The sequence below is a fragment of the Thalassolituus sp. genome, from assembly GCF_984348125.1.
Genome location: NZ_CFHJLR010000009.1, coordinates 46,866 through 71,291 on the forward strand (window position 1 = coordinate 46,866; position 24,426 = coordinate 71,291).

Genomic DNA, 24,426 nt, shown 5'->3' on the forward strand with positions numbered 1-24,426 from the left:
ATGTTATGGGCACCCGCGAACGCATCATTGATGTGGCCTTAGAGATGTTTAATGAGAATGGTGAGCGGGCCGTTACAACCAATCATATTGCCTCGCGGCTCGGGATTTCGCCGGGCAATCTCTATTATCACTTTCGCAACAAGCAGGCGATCATCGCCAATTTGTTCGATCGTTACGAGCAGAGAGTTCTGGAGATACTGGCGTTACCGGAAGGGCGAGTCATCGAAACTCAGGATAAGCTGCGTTACCTGACCGACGTCTTCAATGAGCTCTGGGCATACCGTTTTATGCACCGGGATATGGAGCATCTGCTGAGCGCAGACCCGGAGCTTCATGAGCGCTATCGTGGTTTTTTCAGTCACTGTCTGAGGCAGATCGAGAACATCTTTCTGGCGCTCAGTGGTGCGGGGATACTCTCTGCTGATGAACAGGACTGTCAGGATCTGGCGTTGAATACCTGGATTGTCGTCACCTCATGGTTTTCGTTTCTGCAATGCAATCTGTTGTCGGGGGATGAGAGTGTGATCACGCAGGATATGTTGCAGGGCGGAATTTATCAGGTGTTCAGTCTTGAACGTCCCTATCTTACTCCAGATCATCGGGACGACGTACTTGCACTGCAGCGGGCATTTATCCCACGCCCGGACTGGATGCAGCGCCGGTGAAGTCGCTGCGTCTTGTTCTCACCCTGGTTATTGCAGTCGCGCTTTGTGGCTGCTCAGCAGGTGAGCAAGCCGCACTTGATGATTATCTCGAGCGCCTCGGTCGTGCACTACAGGTTGAACCGCCCGAGTCTGATGGTGAGGCACTTCAGGCAGTGCTCGTCGACTTGCCCGGGCGTCGCCAGTTGTCAGTCAACGAGCCCCAGTTAAGCATTAATCTTCTCGACTTTCTCTCACTCTCCTCGTGTGAGTTGGGACGTGTTCTAGGGGCTAACAACAGCTCTCTCGGTAAGCTGGCAGCGCCCAGTCAGAGACTTCATCTACAACGTGACCTGATGCTAAGTGCGCCGGAGTGCATCGACGTTCTGGGGGAGGATGATCCCGAGCTTGCTGAGAAGTTACGTCGCCTTCTGCAGCAGAAATACGATGCCAGAATGACGTATTGGTGGAATGCCTGGCTCTCGTCTGAGGAGTGGCAGGCTTTTCTATCCCGGTCAGAAGGACTGATCCCGATGGCAGAATCCTCAGCGGAAGATCAGACGACATTACTGGCGGCAACCCAGGCTCTCGCGTATGTCGTACAGCAGGGACAACAGTGGCAGTCAGGCGAGTGGAAATACGAATCGGCAGTGATGGAGTCTCATCAGCAACAGATGTTAGCGACAGCGGCCATCGGGCGCTGGCGTTTAACCAATCGAGCACTTATGGATGTGAGCATCAAGGGAGCACGACTTCTTGAGCAGCGCCTTGGCGACCGTCCGCTGTGTCCGGCGGGCCGCCGGACTCCTCAGGCCGAGATTCTGCAGAATGTCTTCCATAAGTATTACGCCGGTGTGCTTCAACCCTATCTGAGTAAAACTGACCGCTTCAGTGCTGAGCTTATCGGTTATCTGAGTGTCATTTCTTCTCTTGCCCCAACCGGTGTTGTCGATGAATGGCAGGTGGATGTCATAAATGTTCTGGAGGAAGAGCGGGCCGCTATGCTCAATGCCCACCGCAGACATGTTACAAAGTGGCAGGACATTCTGGCTCAATGTGCCATGATGCCCGGTTCACAATAACGCTAAGCTGACCCAGAATAGGCCTATGAAGATAAACAGCATACAGCGCGCAGTATTCGCCGTCTTGTTCATGACAGTGTTCGCCTCAGGTGCGCACGCGTTCAGTTATGCCAGTCATGCGGTGGTGTGCGATCTTGCTTATCAGTATGCGGCGCCTGAAACACAGAAAATGATTTCCGGGTTGGTTTGGCAGTCGCGGGAGGCTCGTTCATTCGCGCAATTGTGCGGCTGGCCTGACCGGGTAAGAAAGATAGACGACTATAAGCACACGTCGGTGTGGCACTACATCAACGTTGCGCGTAAGGATACCTCTGTGCATCGTACACATTGCCCGGGCAAGGGATGTGTAACGGAGGAAATACGCGTAATGCAGAAGCGTCTGCAGAGGGCTCCGGATACCGACTGGCAAGCATTGGCGTTTCTCGGGCATTTTGTCGGCGACGTACATCAGCCATTGCACGTCAGCTATTCAGATGACCGTGGCGGCAATCAGACGCGGATATATTATCGGGGCGAGCGCACTAATCTCCATGCGTTCTGGGATCGAGATGTGCCTAGCCTGTCGGGAACTTTAACGGAAGACAGCAATCTTATCGCGTCTTTTTCTGTGGAATTTCTGCGCGAGGGTAGTCCGGAAGACTGGGCCAATGAGTCGCTGGAAAAGACCCGGGAGATCTATCGGAATTACAGGAAAGGCGCCCGTTTCGAAGACGATGATATCGCTGCTGATCGTCATTGGGTCCGGTCGAGACTGCATCTTGCTGCCCGTCGGCTAGCGAAATTGCTGGATCAGTTGGCCCCTGTCAGCGCTGCAGGTTAATCAGGGAAGAATATGAACATAATAAGAATACTCCCTTTATGTTTTCTGACGTCATTCGCAATGGCGGCAGAAGAAGAACGTACTGTCTGCGAGAGTGGAGAGGTATGGCATGCTATTCAGGTGGTATATCCACAAGGATGGAGCTTGCCGTGTGAAGTGCATTTTACGACACCGGAAGAAAAACGGGTGGTCTGGAATGCAAAAACAGCAGAAGGATTTTGTGAGCGCAAAGCGCAGGAGATTGTGCAGCGTCGCAGAAATGCAGGTTGGCAGTGTCACACCGAAACCCTGGTAGACAGCCCTGCTTTGACTGAGAGTAGCCTGATATCGGATTTGCCACCGATGCGGTAAAGCACAGAGACAGCGGCATGGATGCATCAACTTTTACAACGACACTTAAAACGACCCGCCCCCCTTTTCTGATCCTGACCCCCGTTTGCCTGCTGATGGGGTTTGCTGCCTCAGGATACTCTCCTCAATTAAATCCTGATCTGATCTGGGTTGTACTTGGTGCTTTGCTCGCGCATATATCTGTCAATATGCTCAATGAATATCAGGACTTTAAAAGCGGCCTTGATCTTGTCACCGACCGCACGCCGTTCAGCGGCGGAAGCGGAGGTTTGCCCGAACATCCGCAGGCGGCAGGTTGGGTACTGGCCGGAGCTGTCCTGTCATTGTTGTGCGTTGTAATCATCGGTGTTTATCTGTCATTAGCGTACCCCGCCTTGTGGCTGTTGGGCGGCATAGGGGTGCTTCTGGTGTGGTTTTATACCTCGGTCATTAATCGTTTACCCTACCTTTGTTTGTTTGCTCCAGGGCTGGGGTTTGGCGTTCTGATGGTGGTAGGGACGGCTATTGTCGCAGGACTTGAGCAGCCGGTTTGCGTGGCTTTTGGCGCGGCGGTCGTCTTTCTGATGGTAAATAATTTGCTGCTGGCAAATCAGTTTCCTGATATCGAAGCCGATAAAGCACATGGTCGAGAGCATTTGTTGATTCGGTATGGCGTTTCTGCGGGAATTCGGGCCTTTAATATCATGACCTTTTCAGTCGCCGGATTAATTGTGATGGCGGCTATGTCAGGTGTGTGGCCACAATGGGTCTTGCTGGCACTCATTCCATGGGCGCTTACGCTGAAGACGCTGACAGCTCTGAATCAGGAACGTGAGAATATTGCAGCGGCACCAGATGCCTTGGGTATGAATGTGATGGCGACACTGCTGACGCCTGTCGTGTTAGCGTTAGCTTTGCTGCTGAGCCGCTAAAAAGGTCGCTTTTAATCGGCCTCAGAAGCTTCTGTTTCTTGTGTGCGGATTAAGCGTGAAGCAAGAACTCCCGCCTCGAATAGCAGATACATCGGCAGTGCCAGAATAGTCTGTGAAATAACATCCGGTGGTGTTACCAGCATCCCTACGACGAAACAGCCAAGAAAAATATAAGGCCGTTTACCACTGAGAGACTCCACAGTAGTCATGCCGCTGAGCACCATCAGAAAGGTGGCGACCGGAATCTCAAAGGCGATCCCAAAGGCGAAAAAAATCTTCAGCGAGAAGTCGAGAATATTGCTGATGTCGGGCATGAATGAAATACCCTCCGGCCCAATGCCGGTGAAAAAGCCAAACACCAGTGGCAGTACCACAAAATACGCAAAGGCAATGCCTGCGTAGAAAAGCAGAATACTCGACAGCAGGAGAGGAATAGCGAACTTTTTCTCATGCTGGTACAGGCCCGGCGAAATAAAAGCCCATATCTGGTGCAGTATAAAGGGCACTGCAGCCAGAACGGCCAGTACAAAGGTCAGCTTGAAAGGTACCAGAAAGGGCGATGCAACACCCGTGGCGATCATCTGGCCTTCGACCGGCATCAGTACCGACAGCGGCTCAACCAGGATCAGGTAGAGATCGTTGGCGAAATAGAACAAGCCCGCAAAAATCACCAGAACGAGGAGCACCGCACGCAGCAGGCGGTTGCGCAGCTCAACCAGATGGGCAATAAGAGGCTGTTCTTGATCGGTCATTGAGGTTTTTCTTCAGATGGCTTCTTCGAAAGCTCAGGTGTTTTTTCGGCCGCCTGGTCAGTCAGCTGTTCAGGCGTGCTCTCAGTCGATGCAGGCTCTTTTTCCTGCGATGTTTCCTGAGTCACGTTAGGCTTTCTCATGGACGCTGGATTCAGAATGTCTTCATCAAGAAAGGTTGCCGCTGGATCACGAAGTTTGGCTTTCAGCTCTTCGGTGCGGGCTTGCCTTTCCAGATCTTCCTGAAAGTTGCTGACCGAGCGACGCACACGACCAATAATCAGCCCCATCGTGCGGGCTGCTTTCGGCAGCCGCTCCGGGCCGAGTACCAGCAATGCAAGGACGCCGATGACCATCAGCTCCATGAAGCCCATATCAAACATCAGGCTTTATCCTGATCCTTGGTCTTGCTGAATTCTGCGTCTTTTTCCGGAGCTTTCTCAGCTGACTGGCTGGTCAGCGATTCCGGCTTTTTATCGTCCTCGGACACGTCTTTTTCGTCAGGCTTTTCATTCATTGCGTTCTTGAAACCACGGACCGCGCCACCCAGGTCGCCGCCCATATTACGTAGCTTCTTAGTGCCGAAAATCATAATGACGATCGCCAGAATGATCAGGAGTTGCCAGATACTGATACCGCCAAGCATAGTTATTCTCCGTTATTTCTTTGTACGAGAGGCTTTTTCTTCTAAGCCTGACATGTTGAACCGGCGCGCCAGTTCGTTAATGACCGCTTCAGGGCGCTCGCCCAGTTTCGCCAGTGCGACCAGGCTATGGAACCAAAGGTCGGCCGTTTCGTAAATGACCTCTTTATTGTCACCACTGGTCTCAGCATCTTTTGCTGCCAGTATGGTTTCGGTGGCTTCTTCACCCACCTTTTCCAGAATTTTGTTCAGGCCTTTGTGGTACAGGCTGGCGACATAAGAGGAGTCAGCCTCTGCACCTTTGCGTTCTTCCAGAATATCACCTAACTGCTGAAGAATATCGCTCATAAGAATCTCAGTATATGTCACTTGGGTCTTTCAGGACGGGATCTACGTCGACCCAGTCGTTATTTTCGTACACCTTGTAAAAGCAGCTTTCACGTCCGGTGTGGCAGGCAATACCGCCAATCTGCTCAACCTGCATGACGATAACGTCGCTGTCACAGTCGAGGCGCAGTTCGTGAAGCTTCTGTACGTGGCCAGATGATTCACCTTTGCGCCAGAGCTTCTGACGCGAGCGCGAGTAATAAATCGCGCGCTGCTCTTTTGCGGTCAGTTCGAGGGCTTCACGATTCATCCAGGCCATCATCAGGATACGGCCGGTGGCATGATCCTGGGCAATGGCCGGTACTAATCCATCGTTATCCCACTTCACTTTATCAAGCCAGTTCATCATTCAACCCTGTTTCATCTGTTCTGAAACGCGAAGGATACCGTAGAGCGCCGACTGTGCCTAATGCCAAATCTGCGCCCGTGATTCCTGTATCAGCTCTTCAGTACCAGCCATATCAGGCCGGCGGCGCCGATACTTAATCCTGCAATTTCTGGCAGTGCTAATGCGTAAGACTGCCACCACAGCAAGCCGCCAGTAATGGTAGTCATGATCCCTAGTGTCTGGTGGCGCTTTTGTAAACGCTGGGCTTCGAGCGCGGCGTTCAGAACCTCTAATTGCTCCTGCATTCTCAACTGATTCTCATCGAGATGATTGAGGCGGGTCAGGGCACCGTGCATCAGGTTAGGGATCTGCGGCGCTTTTTCTACCCAGCCGGGTAGCTGACGCTTGAACTCTTTCCAGGCGGCTTTCGGACCAAAGCGCTCACGCATCCAGCGTTCAAGGTAAGGTTTGGCGGTTGTCCATAGATCAAGGTCCGGGTACAGCTGTCGGCCCAGCCCTTCGATGTTCAACAGGGTTTTCTGCAGGAGTACCAGCTGCGGCTGAACTTCCATATTGAAGCGTCTGGCGGTCGCAAACAGCTGAATCAGTACCTGCCCGAATGAAATTTCTGACAGAGGCTTCTCGAAGATAGGCTCACAGACACTGCGAATCGATGCGGCGAACTCATGAACTTTTGTCGTTGGCGGCACCCAGCCAGAGTCTACGTGCAGTTGTGCGACCTGATGATAGTCCTGGTTAAAGAAGGCCATAAGGTTCATCGCCAGATAGTGCAGATCTTCGTCGGTGAGGCTGCCAACGATACCGCAGTCGATGGCGATATATTGTGGGCTTGATGGGTTTTCGCGCGAAACAAAAATATTGCCCGGATGCATGTCGGCATGGAAGAAACTGTCGCGGAATACCTGAGTGAAGAAAATCTCTACGCCGCGCTCGGCGAGTAATTTCATATTGGTGTTCTGGGCATACAGCTCGTCGATGTTAGCCACAGGAATACCGTAGATGCGCTCGCTGACCATCACTTTATTGCGCGTGTATTCCCAGTAAACCTCTGGCATGTACAGTAGTTCGGATTCTGAGAAATTACGACGTAACTGAGTTGCGTTAGACGCCTCAATCTGGAGGTTCAGTTCACCGTAAATGGTGTGGCGGTAGTCTTCAACGACTTCAACAGGCTTTAAACGACGGCCTTCAGCGGAGTACTTAACCAGCAGTACAGCCATAAACTCCAGCAACTGCAGGTCGCGTTCAATGGTGTCCTCGATACCCGGACGGACGACCTTAACCACGACTTCTTTACCGGCTTCTGAATTCTCGCCAAAGAGGCGTGCGGCATACACTTGTGCAATGGAAGCGGCCGCGAGCGGCTTTTCGGAAAACTCGGCGAACATCTCGCTGATGGGTTGCCCGAGTTGTTCTTCGATCAGTTTGAGTGCGGTCTCGGTCGGAAAGGGGGCTACATTGTCCTGCAGATTTTTAAGTTCTGCGACAATGTCTTCGGGTATCAGATCCGGGCGTGTGGATAAAATCTGGCCGAATTTAACAAAAATAGGGCCCAAAGCTTCCAGTGCAAGGCGCAAGCGTGCGCCGCGGCTGAGCTTGCTCGGCACCGGACTCAGGCGCCATGGGGCCAGCCACAGCAGAATGCGGATTTTAAGTGGTAGCTGGTCGGTTGGAACAAGAGCATCCAGCCGGTAGCGGGTAAATATGAAGAGTATTTTCCAGAGTCGCCAGAGGTTACCCACGCTCAGTCCTCAGTCTTTTTCTTGTTTTCCAGACCGGCAATCCGGGCTTCTACACGATCCATCATCAGGCGCAGATCATCTGTCTGTGTTGCAAAGTCATCGAGCATGGCCGAGGGGGTTACCGCCTGTAGCTCGTCTTCAAGGTATTCTTTCGCGGCGGTACGGTAGGTTGACCCGGTGTCACGGCTCCAGCGACTGAGGCTGCGTAGCCCCTTGCCGATCTGATGAGCGAGCAGGCCTCCGGTCAGCGGCTGTATGGCAGCTTCCCAATCAATGTCTAACGCCTGTACGGTACGGGTCAGATAGAGTGCCAGTTCGGTGTCGCCATCCATATCGATATCGCTGTTGATCAGCTCATGCGCTTTATCGTCCGCACGGGCCAGTTCAAGAAAATCCGCCAGCTTGCCACTTAATACCACCTCTGTGTCTGAGTCGGGCGTCATACTCAGAGCAATGCCATCGCGCAGCAGGCGAATATTAAAGCGACCAAGCCCCTCAATATCGACGGCTGCCATGCGCCCTTCCTGACGAGCCAGGCGCCCGAGTGTTGCCGCGTCCTGGCGAAGCGCACGATTAATAAGCCCTTCAACGGGCAGGCACATCGCCTGACTGAATACCGCCGATAGCATCAGGGTTTTATTCCCCGGTGCAGAGCAACAACACCGCTGGTCATATTGTTATAGCTGCAGCGGACAAGGCCTGCGTCTTCCATCATACCTTTCAGTGTTTCCTGATCCGGATGCATACGAATAGACTCAGCCAGATACTTGTAACTTTCAGAGTCGTTCGCAACAAGCTTGCCCATAAATGGTAGAGCGCTGAACGAATACAGGTCGTAGGCTTTGCTCATGACCGGGTTCGTCGGCTTGGAAAATTCGAGGATAAGAAGACGGCCACCTGGCTTAAGTACACGTGCCATGGAGCGCAGTGCTTTGTCTTTGTCGGTAACGTTACGCAGGCCGAAGGCCATGGTGATAACATCAAAGCTGTTGTCTTCAAACGGCAGACACTCCGCGTTTGCCTGAACATATTCGATATTACCCACATACCCCTGATCGGTCAGGCGGTCGCGACCGACGTTCAGCATGGACGAGTTGATATCAGCGAGTACAACCTTGCCCTGAGGGCCGACGATGCGTGAAAACTTACGCGTCAGGTCACCGGTGCCACCGGCGAGGTCGAGAATCTGATTGCCCGGGCGGGCACCACTCATATCGATGGTGATGCGTTTCCAGAGGCGGTGGACGCCGAATGACATCAGGTCGTTCATTACATCGTATTTCGCAGCGACAGAATGAAATACATCAGCCACTTTTCCAGCTTTTTCGTCGACCGAAACGGTCTCGTAGCCGAAATGAGTTGTTTTATTGTCGGACATGCCTACCTCCCAATCTGGACCGACATTCTAACCAGCCGGAGTACGAATGTCTGCTTTCATTGGCAATGCAAGCTGGCACAACCGCACCTGTGCAACTGAAATGGCATCAGGCAATCTGCGTCATCATACTTTTCTGGCTTCTGGTCAGGAGTTAACTGAGACTTTGCGGGAGCAACAAATGAATACAGTAGCTATGAAAGCAGCAACATTCTTATTCTGGGTACTGGCGATTACTGCCTGGGTGCAGGGCTGGGAAGGCTTACTCGGTTACCTGCCGACCATTGGTCTGATCGTCGCGGGTATTCACGTACTTGAGGTACTTCTATTCTGGGTGGCTTTTCGCAAGAAGAGCACCAACGTGCGACTGGACGCTATTCAGGTGTTTATATTCGGTATGTTCCACCTGCAGCGTTTTATGCCTAAGTCCTGAGCTCACAGGGCAGACTAACAAGGCACAGAACAAAAAAGGGAGGCATGAGCCTCCCTGATAATCTACGGCGAACCGTTATTCGACGGTCAGTTCAACGCGACGGTTGAGTTGGCGACCTTCTTCTGTAGTGTTATCAGCGATCGGCTGAGAATCACTCATCGCTTTCAGTTCAATCGCATCTTTGCTGACGCCACGCGCCACCAGGTAGTTACCGATGGTTTTTGCACGCTCCATAGAGATAAACTGGTTGAAGTCATCAGTGCCGGTTTCATCGGCGTGACCTTCAACGATGATCTTCAGATCTTTATCTTCTTTCGCCTGAGCAGCAATCTGGTCCAGGTAAGCTGTTGCTTTGCCTGGCATGCCCGCTTTGTTCAGTGGGAAGCGCAACAGAGCTTCGACAGTTTTGATCAGGTCGCAGCCATTGCTGCCAACCATCGCAACCTTGCCAGTATCTGCACACTGGTCAACGCTGTCAGCAACGCCGTCGCTATCGCTGTCTTCGAAAGCTGATTTTGCCGGGATGCCTGCCGCGGTAGCTGGCAGTTCATTGACTTCCTCAGCGGTCAGCTGGCTGTCGTCAGTCATGTTGTTACTGGCCACTGTGCTGCCTGCGGCCGCAGCAGATGCTGCCGCGGTGGCTGCAGAACCAAAACGGTAGCCCACTTCGATGACATAGTTCATGTGTTCTGGATATTCGTTAATCATGTCGTCATAACGAATTTCAGCGCGGGCAAAGATACGCTCAGAAGAGTCGTACTGCACACCGGCGCCCAGAGATGCCAGAGCATTTGAAGCACTGCCGCCGTCGGTGCGCATTTCTTCAAAGCCCAGACCTGCGGTCAGATAAGGCTTAAGAGCGTCGTCAGACAGGAAGTACAGGCTGCTGAAGCGGAACTGCTCGATATCTGCGCGCGAGTCGTCCTGGATAATGGATGGGATAACAAAGCTACCCTCAAGCGCAAGGCTGTCTTTGAGCATGTAACCCAGAGAGAGTTCGTTAGTGTAACTGTGCTTCATGTGATCACCGAAGTGATCAACACTGATCTCATTCTCTGTGTGCGCGGCGCCCACGGTGAAGTAGTAAGGTAAGTCCTGAGCCATAACTGACGCAGATGTCGCGGCCAGAATGGCTGCGCTAAGTACTGAATGTTTCATAATCAATCCCCCAATCGATTGCCACCGAACTTTACCTAAGCTTGCAATTCAAAGCTACAACGGCAACGCGCCATTCATACACTTGGCAGGCAGTTGGCAAGGAAATTGATCACAAAAGTGGTACTTTATTCGCACTTATTAGCAAATGCTTAATCACTGACCGCATGGTTTCTGGTCCTCCTCGTTTGCTGACCCAGAGAGGATGAAATACTCTGAGCGCCATAACGATAATAACTGGTACTTCTCACATGGACTCCGTCACTCTGCCATTGCGGATACCCTATATTCTGCGCGCAGGCATTATTATTACGCTGGGCATCATTGCCTGGGCAATCGCTGCCTATATTATTCTGTCGGTGTGTCCTCCTGAACAGCGACTGCTGGCTATTTCACTCATGGCAACCAGCGTTTTCTGCTTCTGTGCTCTGGCATTTCTGGGCACCCGGGAGTTGCTGATGAACAACCTCGCCTGGCGTGTTGATAACCGAGACTGGCGGTTCTGGCTGTTTCTGGTGGGGTCACACCTGTGCTCCATTCTTCTGATAGGCGTTGCTGATGTACCTTCCGGGAGTGCGCCCTACGCGGTGTTGATGGTCGTGAACTCGGCGTCTCTGGTTGTCCGTTTTTCACCCAAATATTCACTCAGCTTTAATATGCTGGTGGCCGTGTTGTTTGCGATACAGTTCCCGCAGGATCAATTGCTTATTTTTTGTTTGTGCATGCTCATGCAGCTGGTCTTGTGGAGTTTCGGCCTGAGTATTGTGGTCGAGATCAGTGAGGTCAGGCGCTTGCGGGTTATGGGTGATGAGTTGCGCATGGCGCAGGCCCAGATTGCCGAATCCGAACGGATGCTGGAAAGGCGCAATATCCGTCACAACCTGCACGATAATATGGGGCACGAGCTCGCGACTCTGCATATGAACCTTCAGATTCTGGAGCAGCAGGCCAGTCGATTAGAGTTGTCTGATGATATCGTTGCGCCTCTGGAGCGCTCGCGGGATGCCAGCAGGAAGATGTTCGCGGTTCTTGATGACATTGTATCGGGGTTACGTCAGGTACCTTCCGCTCATTTCTATGACGCTTTAACCGATCTTGTAGATCAGGCAACAACGCTGCAAGTCACGACACTGTGGGATGAGAAGGTGAAAATCTCCGATCCCAAGTGTTGTGAAACTCTGCTGTCAGTGGTGCGTGAGTTTCTGACCAACGTCATGAAGCACTCTGAGGGGCGGGAGGTTGAAATCCGCAGTCACTACAGTAATGGATCTGTCGAACTGAAACTGACAGATCTGGCTGAGTACATGGGTGAGTACACCGGTGAGTTCAGCTACGGAAACGGACTTACAGGCGTGGAAGAGCGAATAGCCGCGATGGATGGCTGCTTTTTGGTAGAAATGTCAGACCAGAATCAACTGACCTGGAACATCAGGTTGCCGGAGACCAGCGTATGATGAAACTCGTTCTGGTTGATGATCAGGCTCTGGTGCAGCAGGGCGTAGCAACCCTGCTGGAGATGTCGGGTGCATTCAAGGTTGTGGCCACTCTTGAGTCAGGGCAGGCACTGACGGACTGGTTAGGTGAGCATCCCGCCGGGTGTGATCTGGTATTGCTCGATTTCCATATGCCTGGTCACGACGGCATAGAAACTCTCAAGTCTCTGAAGCCAGCACTCCGCACTCCTGTGGTCTTTCTCTCGACCTTCGCGGATGCGGCGCTAAGTCGTGAGGCCCGTCGTAATGGCGCCTCAGGCTGGCTGGCCAAGAGTGTGGAAATCAATGAACTGGTCTCCGCGCTTAAGGCCGTGGCAGCTGGTGAGCAGGTATTTCCGGCGTTGAACCACCACCCTCAGGACTGGGATCTGAGCGTCCGGGAATTCGAGGTGGCACGCTGTCTGGTCGCGGGGATGACGAATCAGCAAATAGCGGATCAGTGTTGCCTGAGTCTTGGGACAGTGAAGAACTATACGTCCAATCTGTTCAGTAAACTCGAGGTGGCAAATCGTGCTCAGGCGATCGCGGCACTCCGGGATCGTGGTATTTCTTGAGGTGAGCTGACCTGAAGTGTGTCTTGTCTTTTGTATTGTTTGTGTATAGTTTTTGTATATATAAATTATACGATAGATATGGAGATAACCATGCAACGTCTTACCCGTCTGATTCTGCTCACTCTGACGGCTGTATCTCTGTCAGCCTGCCGCATTGTTGAGACCGTTCCTTTTGTTGATATCCCTCGCTACATGGGCCTCTGGTACCAGATCGCTGCCAATGAGGTTTCGTTTAATGAGGGGTTGGTTGGGGTAACGGCTGAATATACTCTGCTCGAGGATGGTTCTGTTGAAGTGCTGAACAAGGGATATCAGGACACTCTCGACGGCGAACTGAATCAAATCACAGGTAACGCAACCATCTGGGATGAAGAGACGAATTCCAAGCTCAAAGTTGTGTTTCCCGGAGCGCCAGACCTGCCATACCCGAACTATCTGATTGTTGTTCTGGATGAGGTAGGTTACGAGTATGTGGCGGTCACTGATCCGTTTGAATACACCCTCTTTATACTGAGTCGTTCGCCGGAGATGAGCGAGAACACATACGCAATGATTCTTGGCGAGCTGGAGACATTGGGTGTGGATACGAGCGAGCTTGTTATTACTCCGCAGGCGTTGCCTGAGGAGTAATCAGCTTAATCACTTCGGGCGCGACATTATCGGCCAGTGCCGGTTGCGCCTCTGTTGTGGGATGAATGCCATCGTCCTGCATCATGCCATCCACTGTCGCCACGCCTTCCAGAAGAAAGGGCACCAGACCTGTGTTGTAACTTCCTGACAGTTCTATATACAGAGTTCTGAAGCCCTCTGTGTATGCTGGACCATAATTAGGCGGGATCTGCATGCCAGCCAGAATAACCTCCGAGCCCGATTCCTGTGTGGCCTCAATCATGGCCGTCAGATTATTTCTGACCAGCGAGAGTGGTGTGCCTCTCAATGCGTCATTACCGCCGAGTGCAAGCAGAGTGACGTCGGGTTGATGGCGCTCTAATAAGGCGGGTAAGCGGCTGCGACCGCCAGAGGTGGTATCGCCGCTTATTGCAGCAACGACAACAGTGAGTTGCGGAAACTGGTTCTGCAGTTTCTGCTCTAATAGCAGAGGCCATTGTTTTTCTACCGGGACGCCAAACCCCGCACTGATACTGTCGCCAACAATCAGCAGCTTTGGTGGTTGCTGCGTCTGTTCTTCTGCCTGCACGACAGAACAGACGAACATCGCCAGAGTGATAAACACTGACATTAACGATTTAACTTTCAGGAAACGCTTCGGTATGCCGGACAACACAGATATTACCTCTCTCAGTGCCGATCACTTGGTGAAAACAGTTCGCAGTGGCGAAGAACCTCTGACCATCCTGAAGGGTGTTTCGTTGCATATCAAGCGTGGAGAAAGTGTGGCCATTATCGGTGCATCAGGCAGTGGTAAGTCGACATTACTGGGGATTCTTGCGGGCCTCGATTTGCCTTCAGAAGGGGAAGTCACTCTGCTCGAGCAACCCATGAGCGGGCTGGATGAAGACCAGCGGGCGGCCATTCGCGCCGGAGGTGTTGCTTTTGTATTCCAGAATTTTCATCTGCTTCAGGGGCTGACAGCGCTTGAGAATGTGATGCTGCCGCTTGAGATCGTCGGCAAGAAAAATGCTGATAAAGAAGCAACCGGACTGCTTCATTCCGTGGGGTTGGCTGATCGGCTTGCGCATTATCCAAGCCAGTTGTCGGGTGGTGAGCAGCAGCGTGTGGCATTGGCCCGTGCCTTCGCTGGGCAGCCCGAAATTCTGTTCGCGGATGAGCCCACTGGCAACCTGGACCGTGCGACGGGCGAACAGGTTGAGTCCCTTTTATTCCGGCTAAATGAAGAATCTTCCACCACTCTGGTGCTTGTTACACACGACGACCGTCTGGCGCAGCGCTGTGACCGGCGCCTGAAAATGACGGACGGTGTGTTGGAGGAAATTGCCTGATGACGAATACAGCAGGCAGATTTACAGAGCTTCGGCTGGCATTAAGGTTGATGAGCCGTGAGTTGCGTAGTGGCGAGCTCACGCTGATATTTCTGGCGCTGGTACTGGCTGTGACAGTCACCACGGCGATTGCCATATTCAGTCAACGACTGGATCTGGCCATGCAGGCCAGTGCCAATGACATGCTCGGTGCGGACCTCCGGGTTCGTTCGACCACACCGCTCGAAGAGGACTGGCTGGTGGAAGCCGATGAGCTGGGCCTGGAGCGAGCCCGTGCCCTGACGTTCCCCAGTGTCGTTGTTGCCGGTGAACAGATGACGTTATCGGCGGTAAAGGCGGTCGATGATGGCTATCCCCTGCGAGGCGAGCTTCTGGTCCGGGGCGTCGATGATGAAGTCGCATCGCAACGGTCGTCTGGCCCAGAGCCGGGAGAGGCCTGGGTGGAGGCACGCCTGCTGTCGTTGTTGAATATCGGCCTGGGCGATGAAGCAGATCTGGGGGGCAAAACTTACCGGATCACTGGCCTGATTGAGAAGGAGAGTGACCGGGGAGGTAACTTTTACACCTTGTCGCCACGCATCATGGTGCACTGGAGTGAGTTGGAAGGCAGCCCGATGCTGGGGCCCGGCAGTCGCGTGCGCTACCGGCTGATGCTGAGCGGTGATGGCGGTCTGTTGGAGCAGTTTCAGAGTTCGGTCGAGCTGAAAGCCAACCAGTCTTTTGAATCTCTGGGTGATGGAAACCGGCAGATGTCGGCTTCTCTCGATCGCGCGCGCCGGTATCTTGGTCTCGCGGCCATTCTCGCCGTCGTTCTCTCGTGTGTTGCGGTTGCGGTCAGTGCTCGCCGTTATGCTGAGCGTCACTTTGATATCAGTGCTTTGATGCGAACCTTTGGCCTGCCGCGGGCCTCAGTGCTTCGCATTTTTCTTGCCCAGCTTCTGATACTCGGGGGCACAGCGACTGTGCTGGGTGCCTTTTTCGCTTACATCTTGCAGTTAGGGTTATTGCAGATACTGGCTGGCCTGATACCCGAAGGCTTGCCCCCAGCAACTCCGAGTGCGTGGGCGCTTGGACTCAGTGCCGGTTTATTGGGCCTCTTTGGTTTTGGCGTACCGCATCTGTTGCCTTTGTCTTCGATCAGTCCGCTCCGGGTGCTGCGACGGGATCTTGTACCAGTGCCACTTAAGGGCTGGCTTATTTATGCGTTGGCACTGGGTTCTCTGACAATTCTGCTTTCTCTTCTGACGCAGGATGTCATGCTCAGTAGCGGCCTGATGATAGGTGGCGCTGCGACTTTACTGATTTTACTTCTGTTATTGCGAGGTGGCCTGAGGCTTGCCGGACGCCTGTTGCGGAACCGAAAGCTACCGCTCAGCCTCAGATTTGCCTGGCAGCATCTGAGCCGCAGCCACACAGCAACGGCAGGGCAGCTACTGGCGTTCGCGATGACCCTGATGGTGATGTTGATTATCGGTATGTTGCGCACGGACCTTCTGGCCGACTGGCAACGCAGTATGCCTGATAATGCGCCGAACATTTTTGCCCTGAACATCCAGCCTTTCGAGCGCGATGCATTCTCTGAGTCACTGGTGAATCACAGTATTGAGACGCAGGCTTTGTACCCTATGATTCCCATGCGCCTGGTACAGGTGAACGGTACCCCGGTCAGTGAGATGGAGATTGCCGAAGATCGCTCCATCAACCGTGACCTGATTACATCCACGGCTGAAACTCTGCCTGACAACAACGAAGTCGTCGGGGGTGACTGGGCACAGACTGCCGCAGGCCCGGGGCAGGTCTCTGTTGAACACGAGCTGGCCGAGCGCCTGGGGCTGGGCTTAGGGGATGTACTGACTTTCCGTGCGGCTGGCGTCGACCTTGATGCCGAAATTACCAGTCTCCGGCGTCTCGACTGGACGGCCATGACACCGAACTTTTTCATGATGCTTTCGCCTGACCTGACGGAAGAGTTACCTATGGGCTACATGACCAGCTTCCACCTTGCTGATGAGAATGAAGGCGCACTGGTTTCTCTGATCCGGAAATACCCGGGCATTACCTTTATTGATACCCGCGCGATTCTTTCGCAGGTGCAGACCTTGCTGCAACGACTGACGACTGCAGTCGAGTTAATCCTGGTGTTTGTATTGCTGGGCGCTGTTCTGGTGATGTTATCTGTATTGCTGACATCGACACGCGAGCGACTGACTGAAGGGGCTGTGTTGCGTACTTTAGGTGCAGCGCGGAAACAGCTGCGCCAGGCACAGTGGGTTGAGTTCGCACTCCTGGGTGTGCTGTCAGCCGTGTTGGCCTTAATCGGTGCGGAGTTAGTGACTGCGGGTTTGTATATCGGATTGCTGGATATCCAGTACAGCAGCCTTGGTTGGGCATGGCTCTGGTTGCCGCCGGCAACGGCGCTTGGGTTGGCGATTCCGGGCAGCTTGATGCTGCGCAGAGTCAGTCGGGTTCCGCCGCTGACCGTATTGCGGGAAGCCTGAGCTGGAGGTCTCTGACTTGAGAACATCAGCTCAGTCGATCAGCTCAGCCGGGTTCTCGAACATACCGAGCGGAGTTTCCAGAATAGCGCCCAGGGTGCGTATCATATCGCGCTCTTCCATCGTGATTTTGCCGTCATGATGCACACACACGGAAATGGCACGCATAACCCGCTCCCGAACTTCCGGTGCGCTTGCGATCAGAGCGCTCAATGCTTTATTGAGCGGTTTCAGGCTTTTGTGTGGTGCGTGTTCCGGGTTGCAGTCCCGCATCAGTAGTTGCTCTGACGTAAGTCCCGCTTCGAACGCAAGTACCGCAGCCTGATAGTTTTTCGTTCCGGCGTGGGCGACGTACGCCAGTACAACGGCAATATCATCGGCGAGTGCGTGGGCAGACTTACGCTTCTGACGGAAAGCCGGGAGGGTACCGAAGTGGCGTCCGAGGTATTGCAGAATCAGCCGGTACAGACACCACTCGAACAGGTCGATCTTGTTATCCAACTGAATCATGCTGACCAGGGTCTGATTCATCGTGCGGTACTGCTTGAGGGACATACGACGCAGTGCCGGCATTGCCCGCTCGACCAGCTCAAGGCGCACCTCTTTGTCTGAGCGTCTGGCTTCATTAAGGTAGCGCAGGGCTTCGCGGAAGGTGTCATTGCCATGCCTTTGCTGAATCATATTCTGCTGCTTACGCGCCGTATCTTCGGTCGAGCCACTCATCAGCAGCGCAAACACCAGAGCCTCTGCTGACATCGCGTTAATGATCGCGATTTCACTTCTGAGGAATTCTTCACCGCGTGCTTCGTAAGGTATCGCTTCATATCCGGTATCAGCGTGAGCCACTGCAGTATCTGTACTATCGACGTTTTCAGGTGTCTCGCCATGTCCGGTAGAGAAGCCGCTGATGGCATCGCTGTCGTTGTAGGTGAAGTCACGAACTTCGATATGCTGCATTCGTGGCTTCAGATAATGCCCGTCCCAGCCCGGCTGAATCTTCTGAATGCGTTCATCCAGCGGCGGGTGCGTTGCAAACATGGTGCGGCGAAAGCGCATGACCGGACCAAAAAAGAAGTGCGATACCTCCAGCGCCGACGGTGAACCAACGCGGGAACCCGCGCCGTAGCCGATGACTTTGAGAGCGCCACTGATACCATCCGGGTTACGGGTAAACTGCACAGCGGATGCATCCGCAAGAAACTCACGCTGGCGACTGACCGCCGACTTGATCATGCGGCCGAAAAATTCGCCGCCGTAGCCAATCGCCATCAGTGCAAAGCCGAAGGCGGCAGCCCGTGGGTCTGTGCGACGTGTCGTAAAACCGCGGTTGTGTGAGCCGCGGACAATCATGCGGCCGATCTCACCGATAAACACGATGCCATAGATGATGCCGGTAAGGCGCATGTTCATGCGCATATCACCGTTAAAAATATGACTGAATTCGTGGGCGATAACCCCCTGAAGCTGGTCACGTGTGAGTGCCGATATTGCGCCTCGTGTGACACCAATAACGGCATCACTGGGCTGGTAGCCTGCGGCAAAGGCGTTAATGCCGGAGTCTTCCATGACGTAAACATCCGGAACTGGCATCCCCGAGGCGATGGCCATCTCTTCAACGACATTCAGTAGTCGCCTTTCATCTGCTTCGCGACTGCCGGGGTCCAGAAGTGTGGCACCCAGAGAATCTGCCACATCACTTCCTTTGCTCAGCGATAGCTGCCTGAAAAAGCTCGAAATCAGGATCACAGCCATCGTCGTGAAGCTCACCACTGCCCAATGCTCAGCATCATAAATCTCAAAGACCCGTGAGCCCTGGCCCTCTGAATAGGTCGCAAAATGAATACCGGCAATAAACAGCAGGTTAACCGTCAGGACAACGGCGATGACGGCGAGGCTGAACAACAGAATGAGGCGCCCGGTGTTACGGCGCGCCTCTTCCTGATGGCGAAAGAAGTTCATACGTTACAGCGGGTCTCAGAAACTGATCTTGGGTGCGTCTTCGAGAACTTTGCGATTTTCAAATTCCAGCAGGGTGGCGTCTTCTCTGTGTCCGAAAGCGCCGGCCAGTACGATAGCAGGGAAACTCTGGCGGTAGGTGTTGTAGTCCATGACAGAGTCGTTATAAGCCTGACGGGCGAAGGCAATGCGGTTTTCGGTACTGCTCAGTTCTTCGGTGAGCTGCATCATATTCTCGTTTGCCTTCAGCTCTGGGTAAGCTTCCATCACGACATTCAGGCGGCCGAGTGCCCCAGCCAGTGCGCCTTCAGCCCCCATTAACTGAGCCATGCCACCACTGTTTGCAGGGTTGCCACCAATTGCCTTTAGGCCGGCGGCGGCTTCGTTGCGAGCGCTGATCACGGCTTCCAGAGTATCCCGCTCGTGACGGATATACTCTTTCGCTGTTTCAACCAGGTTAGGAATCAGGTCGTAGCGGCGTTTTAATTGCACATCGATCTGAGCGAAGCTGTTCTGAAACCGGTTTTTAAGAGCGACCAGTTTGTTGTACACACTGACCAGTAAAAGAATAAGTCCGGCGATTACTGCCAGTAGAATGATGCCTGTTGTTGTCATTGTCCGTTCTCCGTATGTTCAGGTCAGGGCGTTATCGCTGCCACTGACCTGAACCGTCCATGTAAAATTCGCCGCTGCCCTGAGCTTTTTCAATCAGTTTTTCACCTGCAATCCGCTCGATGTTGACCAGTTGCGTGTTCTGCTTGTTCGCGATTTCCTGATAGCGGGCTTTACGCTTGGCGTTGATATCGACCACCAGAGCGGCCGCTTCGGGGCTGTTTGCACTGATGAGGCCGAGGTAACCATTGGGTTGTTCACCGACAAGGCCCATGTTTTTCGCATCGTCCAGTTCCAGGGCCAGTGCAGCAACACTGAACAACAGGCCAGCGACGAAGGTTGTCATTTTGCTGAGTTTCATCGTCTTCTCCTTGTTCAGAACAGATCGTCTTCGGATTCAAACAGTTGCTCGAGGTCCTTTTCGACCTTTACCCGGACTTCGTGCTCAATTTTGACGTTAAGATTGATGGTAATCGGCTTTTCCGGGGCGGCTACCTTAAGCGTGCAGGCTGTCAGTGGTGCCAGCAACAGCAGAATCAATAGAGGGTTTTTCATGGTCAGAGTCCTTACCTGTCTCAGGCTTACTCTATCTCACGGGGCATGATGTGGGAACGGGCGGGCGTAAGGTTTGGTATAAGAATCACGAAAATAACAGCCTTCAGAGAGCCTCTGAGGCAGAATACTTGCGCTGAATCATGTCCAGTCGTTCAAACCCGGACGATTTGTAGCTATAATGCGTGCACTAAAATTACGACAAGCCTGATTGGCACTGGATGAGGACATCTTCGTGAAGCAACTGAAAGCATTGATTCTGGCGGCCGCCACTCTGGTCATGGCTCAGGCATACGCCGAGAGCGACGCTCAGATTGAGAAAATCCGCGAGCGCATCGCTCCGGTCGGTGAGGTATGTGTAGGCGCTGAATGTGGTGGCGTTGCAGTGGTTGCTGGTGAACCTCGCACGGGTGAAGAAGTTTACAACACTGCCTGTACTGCATGTCACGGTGCTGGTGTACTGGGCGCACCTAAGAAAGGCGATACCGCTGCATGGGATGATCGTCTGGCGAAGGGGATGGATGAAACACTCCAGAATGCCATCAAGGGTATTAACGCTATGCCTCCAAAAGGTAACTGCGCGACCTGTTCTGATGATGAAATCCTGAACGCGATCAAGTACATGGCTGGACGTTAACCGTCATAGTCTGTTTCAAGAGAAACCCGCTTCGGCGGGTTTTTTTATGTCTGCTGTTCTTATCAGAAAGTGTGATTGCTGAAAGCCTGTTCGTCGGGAATATTGCACCCAGGATTCTCTGGCAGTGACTGAAATCCGGCTTTGATGTTTTTTTTGTTACCAATGGTTAGCGTTGCTGGAAGCGGCGTCCGTCTTGTCTATAAGTATTCCCATCAAATGAATACCGCTGAAAGAGGGATGTCTTATGGCACATGATGACGATCTGCACGAAGATGAGTTTAACGAACAGGATTCGCACGAGGAATCTGGCGAGCAGGAAACCGGAACAAAAGAGGCCGCCGCCTCAGATGATGATATTGAGTATGGCTCTCAGGCTGCTCGCGAAGCGCTCCGTGAGGCTATGGCGTCAGATGTCGAAGCCTTCCTGGCACGTGGCGGCCGAATTCAGGAAGTCGCTTCGGACGTGATGGGTGATCCTCCACGTAAGCCTCAGACCAACTACGGTAGCCGTCCCATCTGAATCGACTCGTTTGCTATGAGTCTGTCATGCCAGTCGCATAGAACGGATAATTCTTTTTATGTGACTGGTCGTTTTCTGAGCAAGTGCTAAAATAGGCAGGCAAGTTGATTCGCAAGGATGCAGAAACATGACCAGCCATTCCAGAAAATACCGCCGCCGTTTACACGCCTTACCCGCTGCACTGGCCCTGTTCGTATTCGCCGCTCTGTGGCTATACAGCAACACCACGTCTGCTGATGTACTGCTTTCCGCAAAATCCATCGACGATTGGAACAAAGACTGCCGCCATTGCTCTATCGAGCCTCACTATGACGTTATTAAGGGCGAAATCGTACGTCTGGAAAGCCGGATGGGGCGTGCTCTGTTAAGTCGCCCGTTTGTCAGTGAAGGGGCGAGGCCTCAGCTAAGCTGGCAGTGGTCACTGGATCAGTTTGATGAAGAAACAAGTGCGGCGCTGATGCGCGTGACAGTGGACTTCTCAAGCACAGAAGCCGATCAGACCTATCGCCTGCATTATGTGTGGAACCCTGCGGAGCGCACGACACATCGTGAAATAATCGAAGAGAATGAATTCGTCTGGGTAGTCAGCGGTGCTCAGCAAGCGCCACGTCGCTGGTATTCTGTCGTGCGTGACCTGAAGCAGGATTTCGGCAGGTTGGCTGAGGATGTACCTGAGGATATTTCCGTCACCCGTATTGAAGCGGGCATAGGCGAGCCGGATGGGCGCAAGGTCCGCAGTGGTGGTTACATCAGCGAACTGACGGTCAACTACCTTCCAGAGCCTTTATCGCTTGAACCAGTTGCGACCAGTGACTGAATTCTCCATCGGGCTGACAATCCGCTAACGGCCAGTCAGTCTGCTTATCATGAAACCAGAGAGTCTTCATACCTACGGCCTGCGCTGCCGCGACGTCCTGCTCCGGGTGATCACCAATGTGCAGTGCCTGTTGAGACTCAACGCCTGCGTGCTCAAGTGCAGCCTCGAACATTTCCGGTGATGGCTTGGCTTCGTAGTCATCGGCTTTCAGGTGACGATCAAAGAGATGGGTATGCCCAGCGATATCAAGATCAGCATTGCCGTTCGTCAAGGCAATCAGAGGGTAGGACGCTTTCAGCTCTGCCATTACTTCAGTAACACTTTCAAACAGTATTAAGTCGGTGCTGCGCGCCTGATAGAAGGCTGCAAAGGCATCCTGCGCCATGCGCCGGGCGCTATCAGAGTCGTGGCCGGACTGCAGGAAGATGCGGCGCAGTAACTGAAAGCGAAACTCGGAGACTTTGCCCGTCAGCTCAGGATAGGCTGCCGCCAGATCTTTCTTGTAGGCGTGAAATTTTTCCGGCGGATAAAATTCAGCGGTCACTGGAGAGTGCTCACTGATCCAGTTGAACATTGCGCGTTCTGCTGCGATCAGTGCATTGGTCGGGTCCCAGAGTGTGTGATCCAGGTCGAAAGTGATGAGCCCAAAGGTCATGCTCAGCTGACCGGAATCTGCGGTAGTCGCAGCGCCAGCACGTCGGCAATGAAGTCGAGGAACAGGGTGTCCACAGAGCTACGATAGTAACCCGGATCTTCACTGGCGACCGTCAGTATGCCGAGGTTGTCTTTGCCGCGGATATGCGCTGCAGCGACAGAGCGGCAGGCGGATTCATCGACGCCCAGAAGTTGAGCAATATCGGCCTCGGGCAGTTGACCGCAAATGGCTCTGTGGCCTTTAAACAGGCGGTGCACTGAGCGTTGTACTTCACTGCTGTGAATCGCAATCAACGGTGGCTCAAGCTGACGTTCGGTAAAGTGCAGCATGGCCCAGGCATCGACCGAAAAATCTTTACGCAGAGAGTCATCCAGAGCAGCCTGAACGTCTACCCAGGTCGTGGCCTCTACCAGCGCCAGTACCAGCCGTTTGCTCTTTTCGAACAGCTGGTCGTTACGGCGGGCGTTTTCAAGCAGGTCAGACAGGCGCTGTCTCAGTTCAACGTTGCGTTCACGGTGCACGGCAAGCTGACGTTCAACAAGGCTGGTGGCCGGACCGCTATTGTGTGGAATCCGCATACCTGCGAGCAGGTCGTCCTTCCCGATAAAGAAGTCGGGATGATCTTCCATATATGCGATTACGTCGGCTTCGGTCAGTCGCGGGGTCTGGCTCATGTCTGTCTGTTCCTTAGAGGTCAGAGGTTTACTTTACCTTCGAACACCCGTTCAGCCGGGCCTGTCATTTTCACTGCGCCTTCGCCGTCCCAGTCGATGAACAGGTCACCGCCCGGCAGGCTGACTTTGACGCCCTGATTCAACCAGCCGCGAAGCTGGCCTGAAACTACCGCGGCGCAGGCACCGGTACCACACGCCAGGGTTTCACCTGAGCCGCGTTCGAACACCCGCAGGCGAATATGATGTGGATTCACAATTTGCATAAAACCGACATTGACGCGGTTCGGGAATTCTTTACATGACTCCACCGCCGGGCCCCAGGTTTCGACCGGAGCAGTATCGACGTCGTCGACGCGGATCACCGCATGTGGGTTCCCCATAGAGACTGCCCCCAGGTTGATAATACCGACGTCAGGCACATCAATGGTGTACTCGGTAGCAAAACCATCGGCAATAAACGGGATTTTCTCCGGGGTCAGCTCAGGTTTGCCCATGTCGACCATGACCTGTCGGTCGTCGGTCAGGTGCAGTTCCATGATACCGCTGGCTGTCTCAACACGAATGTCGCGTTTTCCTGTCAGGTTCTGGTCGTAGACGAAACGGGCAAAACAACGTGCACCGTTGCCACAGTTTTCAACTTCACTGCCGTCGGCATTGAAAATCCGGTATTGGAAATCGACATCCGGACGGGTTGGCTTTTCAACGACCAGCAGCTGGTCGAAGCCGATACCAAAGTTACGGTCCGACAGTTCGGCAACACGCTCCGGGCGAATGTTCGCACTCTGCGTAATCAGATCAACGACAACGAAGTCGTTACCGATACCATGCATCTTGCTGAATTTAAGCCACATATACTGTCTCT

General features: G+C 53.3%; 31 protein-coding genes. 14 read left to right on the forward strand and 17 right to left on the reverse strand.

All coding sequences use genetic code 11. The features are described 5' to 3' along the window. The first annotated feature begins 5 nt into the window (after positions 1 to 5). From AC5E51_RS08300 to AC5E51_RS08320, 5 genes are read left to right on the forward strand one after another with little or no spacing between them, the layout of a single operon-like run. The gene (locus AC5E51_RS08300; protein ID WP_076516850.1) at positions 6 to 665 is read left to right on the forward strand and encodes a TetR/AcrR family transcriptional regulator; all 660 of its coding nucleotides are present in this window, start codon (positions 6 to 8) and stop codon (positions 663 to 665) included. Further along, positions 662 to 1,723: a DUF3080 family protein gene (locus AC5E51_RS08305; RefSeq protein ID WP_301376677.1), complete on the forward strand. Its 1,062-nt coding sequence runs from the start codon at positions 662 to 664 to the stop codon at positions 1,721 to 1,723. Before AC5E51_RS08300 ends, AC5E51_RS08305 begins: the two co-directional genes overlap by 4 nt. Before the next feature lie 25 nt (positions 1,724 to 1,748). Continuing rightward, a complete protein-coding gene (locus AC5E51_RS08310; RefSeq protein ID WP_301376676.1) occupies positions 1,749 to 2,543 on the forward strand; it encodes a S1/P1 nuclease in 795 nt (264 codons plus the stop codon). Positions 2,544 to 2,555: 12 nt separating this feature from the next. Further along, positions 2,556 to 2,894 carry a hypothetical protein gene (locus AC5E51_RS08315; protein WP_273089900.1) on the forward strand — a complete coding sequence of 113 codons (339 nt, stop codon included), beginning with the start codon at positions 2,556 to 2,558 and terminating at the stop codon, positions 2,892 to 2,894. Between the two features lie 17 nt (positions 2,895 to 2,911). Further along, complete coding sequence (locus AC5E51_RS08320; protein ID WP_297531702.1) at positions 2,912 to 3,805, forward strand: prenyltransferase; 894 nt, start codon at positions 2,912 to 2,914, stop codon at positions 3,803 to 3,805. A gap of 11 nt (positions 3,806 to 3,816) precedes the next feature. On the opposite strand, the gene tatC is transcribed toward AC5E51_RS08320, so the two are convergent. The 8 genes from tatC to ubiE form a co-directional block, all read right to left on the reverse strand. Further along, positions 3,817 to 4,557, reverse strand: a complete 741-nt coding sequence (tatC, locus tag AC5E51_RS08325) for a twin-arginine translocase subunit TatC (RefSeq protein WP_297531703.1) — start codon at positions 4,555 to 4,557, stop codon at positions 3,817 to 3,819. Further along, positions 4,554 to 4,937, reverse strand: a complete 384-nt coding sequence (gene tatB / locus AC5E51_RS08330) for a Sec-independent protein translocase protein TatB (protein WP_301376675.1) — start codon at positions 4,935 to 4,937, stop codon at positions 4,554 to 4,556. Before tatB ends, tatC begins: the two co-directional genes overlap by 4 nt. After that, entirely contained in the window at positions 4,937 to 5,200 is a 264-nt protein-coding gene (tatA, locus tag AC5E51_RS08335; RefSeq protein WP_068440200.1) for a Sec-independent protein translocase subunit TatA, read from the reverse strand. Before tatA ends, tatB begins: the two co-directional genes overlap by 1 nt. 12 nt (positions 5,201 to 5,212) lie before the next feature. Beyond that, positions 5,213 to 5,545 (reverse strand): phosphoribosyl-ATP diphosphatase, encoded by a 333-nt coding sequence (locus AC5E51_RS08340; protein WP_076516836.1) that lies wholly within the window; start codon positions 5,543 to 5,545, stop codon positions 5,213 to 5,215. 7 nt (positions 5,546 to 5,552) lie between these two features. Further along, the gene (hisI, locus tag AC5E51_RS08345; RefSeq protein WP_217693605.1) at positions 5,553 to 5,930 is read right to left on the reverse strand and encodes a phosphoribosyl-AMP cyclohydrolase; all 378 of its coding nucleotides are present in this window, start codon (positions 5,928 to 5,930) and stop codon (positions 5,553 to 5,555) included. Between the two features lie 92 nt (positions 5,931 to 6,022). Continuing rightward, positions 6,023 to 7,675, reverse strand: a complete 1,653-nt coding sequence (ubiB, locus tag AC5E51_RS08350) for a ubiquinone biosynthesis regulatory protein kinase UbiB (RefSeq protein ID WP_068440192.1) — start codon at positions 7,673 to 7,675, stop codon at positions 6,023 to 6,025. A 2-nt stretch (positions 7,676 to 7,677) separates the two neighbouring features. Then, the gene (locus tag AC5E51_RS08355) at positions 7,678 to 8,304 is read right to left on the reverse strand and encodes a ubiquinone biosynthesis accessory factor UbiJ (RefSeq protein WP_491778417.1); all 627 of its coding nucleotides are present in this window, start codon (positions 8,302 to 8,304) and stop codon (positions 7,678 to 7,680) included. Continuing rightward, a complete protein-coding gene (gene ubiE, locus AC5E51_RS08360; protein WP_068440186.1) occupies positions 8,304 to 9,053 on the reverse strand; it encodes a bifunctional demethylmenaquinone methyltransferase/2-methoxy-6-polyprenyl-1,4-benzoquinol methylase UbiE in 750 nt (249 codons plus the stop codon). Before ubiE ends, AC5E51_RS08355 begins: the two co-directional genes overlap by 1 nt. A 46-nt stretch (positions 9,054 to 9,099) precedes the next feature. Here ubiE and AC5E51_RS08365 point away from each other — a divergent pair, with 46 nt between their 5' ends. Beyond that, positions 9,100 to 9,483, forward strand: a complete 384-nt coding sequence (locus AC5E51_RS08365) for a DUF1145 domain-containing protein (RefSeq protein WP_491227177.1) — start codon at positions 9,100 to 9,102, stop codon at positions 9,481 to 9,483. 75 nt (positions 9,484 to 9,558) lie between these two features. Here AC5E51_RS08365 and AC5E51_RS08370 read toward each other — a convergent pair whose 3' ends face one another. After that, complete coding sequence (locus AC5E51_RS08370; protein WP_491778418.1) at positions 9,559 to 10,641, reverse strand: OmpA family protein; 1,083 nt, start codon at positions 10,639 to 10,641, stop codon at positions 9,559 to 9,561. A gap of 248 nt (positions 10,642 to 10,889) precedes the next feature. Here AC5E51_RS08370 and AC5E51_RS08375 point away from each other — a divergent pair, with 248 nt between their 5' ends. From AC5E51_RS08375 to AC5E51_RS08385, 3 genes are all read left to right on the forward strand, one after another. After that, entirely contained in the window at positions 10,890 to 12,092 is a 1,203-nt protein-coding gene (locus AC5E51_RS08375) for a sensor histidine kinase (protein WP_491778419.1), read from the forward strand. Then, positions 12,089 to 12,685 carry a response regulator transcription factor gene (locus tag AC5E51_RS08380; protein ID WP_491778420.1) on the forward strand — a complete coding sequence of 199 codons (597 nt, stop codon included), beginning with the start codon at positions 12,089 to 12,091 and terminating at the stop codon, positions 12,683 to 12,685. Before AC5E51_RS08375 ends, AC5E51_RS08380 begins: the two co-directional genes overlap by 4 nt. 90 nt (positions 12,686 to 12,775) lie before the next feature. Then, a complete protein-coding gene (locus tag AC5E51_RS08385; protein ID WP_491778421.1) occupies positions 12,776 to 13,315 on the forward strand; it encodes a lipocalin family protein in 540 nt (179 codons plus the stop codon). Here AC5E51_RS08385 and AC5E51_RS08390 read toward each other — a convergent pair. Continuing rightward, positions 13,287 to 13,970: an arylesterase gene (locus AC5E51_RS08390; protein ID WP_491778422.1), complete on the reverse strand. Its 684-nt coding sequence runs from the start codon at positions 13,968 to 13,970 to the stop codon at positions 13,287 to 13,289. The two genes, AC5E51_RS08385 and AC5E51_RS08390, sit on opposite strands and share 29 nt — an antisense overlap. Here AC5E51_RS08390 and AC5E51_RS08395 point away from each other — a divergent pair. Both AC5E51_RS08395 and AC5E51_RS08400 read left to right on the forward strand, forming a co-directional pair. Continuing rightward, positions 13,957 to 14,646 carry an ABC transporter ATP-binding protein gene (locus tag AC5E51_RS08395; RefSeq protein WP_491778423.1) on the forward strand — a complete coding sequence of 230 codons (690 nt, stop codon included), beginning with the start codon at positions 13,957 to 13,959 and terminating at the stop codon, positions 14,644 to 14,646. The two genes, AC5E51_RS08390 and AC5E51_RS08395, sit on opposite strands and share 14 nt — an antisense overlap. Beyond that, a complete protein-coding gene (locus tag AC5E51_RS08400; protein WP_491778424.1) occupies positions 14,646 to 17,144 on the forward strand; it encodes an ABC transporter permease in 2,499 nt (832 codons plus the stop codon). The genes AC5E51_RS08395 and AC5E51_RS08400 overlap by 1 nt, the downstream gene beginning before the upstream one ends. Before the next feature lie 30 nt (positions 17,145 to 17,174). On the opposite strand, the gene AC5E51_RS08405 is transcribed toward AC5E51_RS08400, so the two are convergent. The 4 genes from AC5E51_RS08405 to AC5E51_RS08420 are packed head-to-tail and all read right to left on the reverse strand — an operon-like array spanning position 17,175 to position 20,264. Beyond that, positions 17,175 to 19,100: a M48 family metallopeptidase gene (locus tag AC5E51_RS08405; protein ID WP_490366926.1), complete on the reverse strand. Its 1,926-nt coding sequence runs from the start codon at positions 19,098 to 19,100 to the stop codon at positions 17,175 to 17,177. 15 nt (positions 19,101 to 19,115) lie between these two features. After that, positions 19,116 to 19,712 (reverse strand): LemA family protein, encoded by a 597-nt coding sequence (locus tag AC5E51_RS08410; RefSeq protein ID WP_488046834.1) that lies wholly within the window; start codon positions 19,710 to 19,712, stop codon positions 19,116 to 19,118. A gap of 31 nt (positions 19,713 to 19,743) precedes the next feature. After that, the gene (locus tag AC5E51_RS08415) at positions 19,744 to 20,070 is read right to left on the reverse strand and encodes a YdbL family probable chaperone protein (protein ID WP_301376666.1); all 327 of its coding nucleotides are present in this window, start codon (positions 20,068 to 20,070) and stop codon (positions 19,744 to 19,746) included. Positions 20,071 to 20,084: 14 nt separating this feature from the next. Next, positions 20,085 to 20,264, reverse strand: coding sequence for a YnbE family lipoprotein (locus AC5E51_RS08420; RefSeq protein ID WP_068440156.1), 180 nt, complete (start codon positions 20,262 to 20,264; stop codon positions 20,085 to 20,087). A gap of 232 nt (positions 20,265 to 20,496) precedes the next feature. Between AC5E51_RS08420 and AC5E51_RS08425 the strand changes: the two genes are divergently transcribed. From AC5E51_RS08425 to AC5E51_RS08435, 3 genes are all read left to right on the forward strand, one after another. Continuing rightward, a complete protein-coding gene (locus AC5E51_RS08425) occupies positions 20,497 to 20,898 on the forward strand; it encodes a c-type cytochrome (protein WP_349676792.1) in 402 nt (133 codons plus the stop codon). 244 nt (positions 20,899 to 21,142) lie between these two features. Continuing rightward, complete coding sequence (locus AC5E51_RS08430; protein WP_273088847.1) at positions 21,143 to 21,418, forward strand: hypothetical protein; 276 nt, start codon at positions 21,143 to 21,145, stop codon at positions 21,416 to 21,418. A 127-nt stretch (positions 21,419 to 21,545) separates the two neighbouring features. Next, entirely contained in the window at positions 21,546 to 22,235 is a 690-nt protein-coding gene (locus tag AC5E51_RS08435; protein ID WP_068437634.1) for a DUF3047 domain-containing protein, read from the forward strand. Here the strand turns inward: AC5E51_RS08435 and AC5E51_RS08440 are convergent. Genes AC5E51_RS08440 through dapF form a run of 3 tightly spaced genes read right to left on the reverse strand, consistent with a single transcriptional unit; the run spans position 22,183 to position 24,415 of the window. After that, positions 22,183 to 22,890 (reverse strand): HAD family hydrolase, encoded by a 708-nt coding sequence (locus AC5E51_RS08440; RefSeq protein ID WP_301387817.1) that lies wholly within the window; start codon positions 22,888 to 22,890, stop codon positions 22,183 to 22,185. The two genes, AC5E51_RS08435 and AC5E51_RS08440, sit on opposite strands and share 53 nt — an antisense overlap. Before the next feature lie 2 nt (positions 22,891 to 22,892). Then, entirely contained in the window at positions 22,893 to 23,564 is a 672-nt protein-coding gene (locus AC5E51_RS08445) for a DUF484 family protein (protein ID WP_068442994.1), read from the reverse strand. 20 nt (positions 23,565 to 23,584) lie between these two features. Next, positions 23,585 to 24,415, reverse strand: coding sequence for a diaminopimelate epimerase (dapF, locus tag AC5E51_RS08450; RefSeq protein ID WP_076516805.1), 831 nt, complete (start codon positions 24,413 to 24,415; stop codon positions 23,585 to 23,587). Between the last annotated feature and the right edge of the window lie 11 nt (positions 24,416 to 24,426).

Excerpts from the sequence above, each read along its gene's own strand:
- AC5E51_RS08430 (WP_273088847.1), top strand. The coding sequence starts at position 21,143 with ATGGCACATGATGACGATCTGCACGAAGATGAGTTTAACGAACAGGAT.
- AC5E51_RS08440 (WP_301387817.1), bottom strand. The coding sequence starts at position 22,890 with ATGACCTTTGGGCTCATCACTTTCGACCTGGATCACACACTCTGGGAC.
- AC5E51_RS08410 (WP_488046834.1), bottom strand. The coding sequence starts at position 19,712 with ATGACAACAACAGGCATCATTCTACTGGCAGTAATCGCCGGACTTATT.
- AC5E51_RS08310 (WP_301376676.1), top strand. The coding sequence starts at position 1,749 with ATGAAGATAAACAGCATACAGCGCGCAGTATTCGCCGTCTTGTTCATG.
- AC5E51_RS08365 (WP_491227177.1), top strand. The coding sequence starts at position 9,100 with ATGTCTGCTTTCATTGGCAATGCAAGCTGGCACAACCGCACCTGTGCA.
- AC5E51_RS08300 (WP_076516850.1), top strand. The coding sequence starts at position 6 with ATGGGCACCCGCGAACGCATCATTGATGTGGCCTTAGAGATGTTTAAT.
- tatB (WP_301376675.1), bottom strand. The coding sequence starts at position 4,937 with ATGTTTGATATGGGCTTCATGGAGCTGATGGTCATCGGCGTCCTTGCA.
- AC5E51_RS08420 (WP_068440156.1), bottom strand. The coding sequence starts at position 20,264 with ATGAAAAACCCTCTATTGATTCTGCTGTTGCTGGCACCACTGACAGCC.
- AC5E51_RS08370 (WP_491778418.1), bottom strand. The coding sequence starts at position 10,641 with ATGAAACATTCAGTACTTAGCGCAGCCATTCTGGCCGCGACATCTGCG.
- tatC (WP_297531703.1), bottom strand. The coding sequence starts at position 4,557 with ATGACCGATCAAGAACAGCCTCTTATTGCCCATCTGGTTGAGCTGCGC.
- AC5E51_RS08320 (WP_297531702.1), top strand. The coding sequence starts at position 2,912 with ATGGATGCATCAACTTTTACAACGACACTTAAAACGACCCGCCCCCCT.
- ubiE (WP_068440186.1), bottom strand. The coding sequence starts at position 9,053 with ATGTCCGACAATAAAACAACTCATTTCGGCTACGAGACCGTTTCGGTC.
- AC5E51_RS08415 (WP_301376666.1), bottom strand. The coding sequence starts at position 20,070 with ATGAAACTCAGCAAAATGACAACCTTCGTCGCTGGCCTGTTGTTCAGT.
- dapF (WP_076516805.1), bottom strand. The coding sequence starts at position 24,415 with ATGTGGCTTAAATTCAGCAAGATGCATGGTATCGGTAACGACTTCGTT.
- hisI (WP_217693605.1), bottom strand. The coding sequence starts at position 5,930 with ATGAACTGGCTTGATAAAGTGAAGTGGGATAACGATGGATTAGTACCG.
- AC5E51_RS08400 (WP_491778424.1), top strand. The coding sequence starts at position 14,646 with ATGACGAATACAGCAGGCAGATTTACAGAGCTTCGGCTGGCATTAAGG.
- AC5E51_RS08405 (WP_490366926.1), bottom strand. The coding sequence starts at position 19,100 with ATGAACTTCTTTCGCCATCAGGAAGAGGCGCGCCGTAACACCGGGCGC.
- tatA (WP_068440200.1), bottom strand. The coding sequence starts at position 5,200 with ATGCTTGGCGGTATCAGTATCTGGCAACTCCTGATCATTCTGGCGATC.
- AC5E51_RS08355 (WP_491778417.1), bottom strand. The coding sequence starts at position 8,304 with ATGCTATCGGCGGTATTCAGTCAGGCGATGTGCCTGCCCGTTGAAGGG.
- AC5E51_RS08315 (WP_273089900.1), top strand. The coding sequence starts at position 2,556 with ATGAACATAATAAGAATACTCCCTTTATGTTTTCTGACGTCATTCGCA.
- AC5E51_RS08435 (WP_068437634.1), top strand. The coding sequence starts at position 21,546 with ATGACCAGCCATTCCAGAAAATACCGCCGCCGTTTACACGCCTTACCC.
- AC5E51_RS08395 (WP_491778423.1), top strand. The coding sequence starts at position 13,957 with ATGCCGGACAACACAGATATTACCTCTCTCAGTGCCGATCACTTGGTG.
- AC5E51_RS08445 (WP_068442994.1), bottom strand. The coding sequence starts at position 23,564 with ATGAGCCAGACCCCGCGACTGACCGAAGCCGACGTAATCGCATATATG.
- AC5E51_RS08385 (WP_491778421.1), top strand. The coding sequence starts at position 12,776 with ATGCAACGTCTTACCCGTCTGATTCTGCTCACTCTGACGGCTGTATCT.
- AC5E51_RS08375 (WP_491778419.1), top strand. The coding sequence starts at position 10,890 with ATGGACTCCGTCACTCTGCCATTGCGGATACCCTATATTCTGCGCGCA.
- AC5E51_RS08340 (WP_076516836.1), bottom strand. The coding sequence starts at position 5,545 with ATGAGCGATATTCTTCAGCAGTTAGGTGATATTCTGGAAGAACGCAAA.
- AC5E51_RS08380 (WP_491778420.1), top strand. The coding sequence starts at position 12,089 with ATGATGAAACTCGTTCTGGTTGATGATCAGGCTCTGGTGCAGCAGGGC.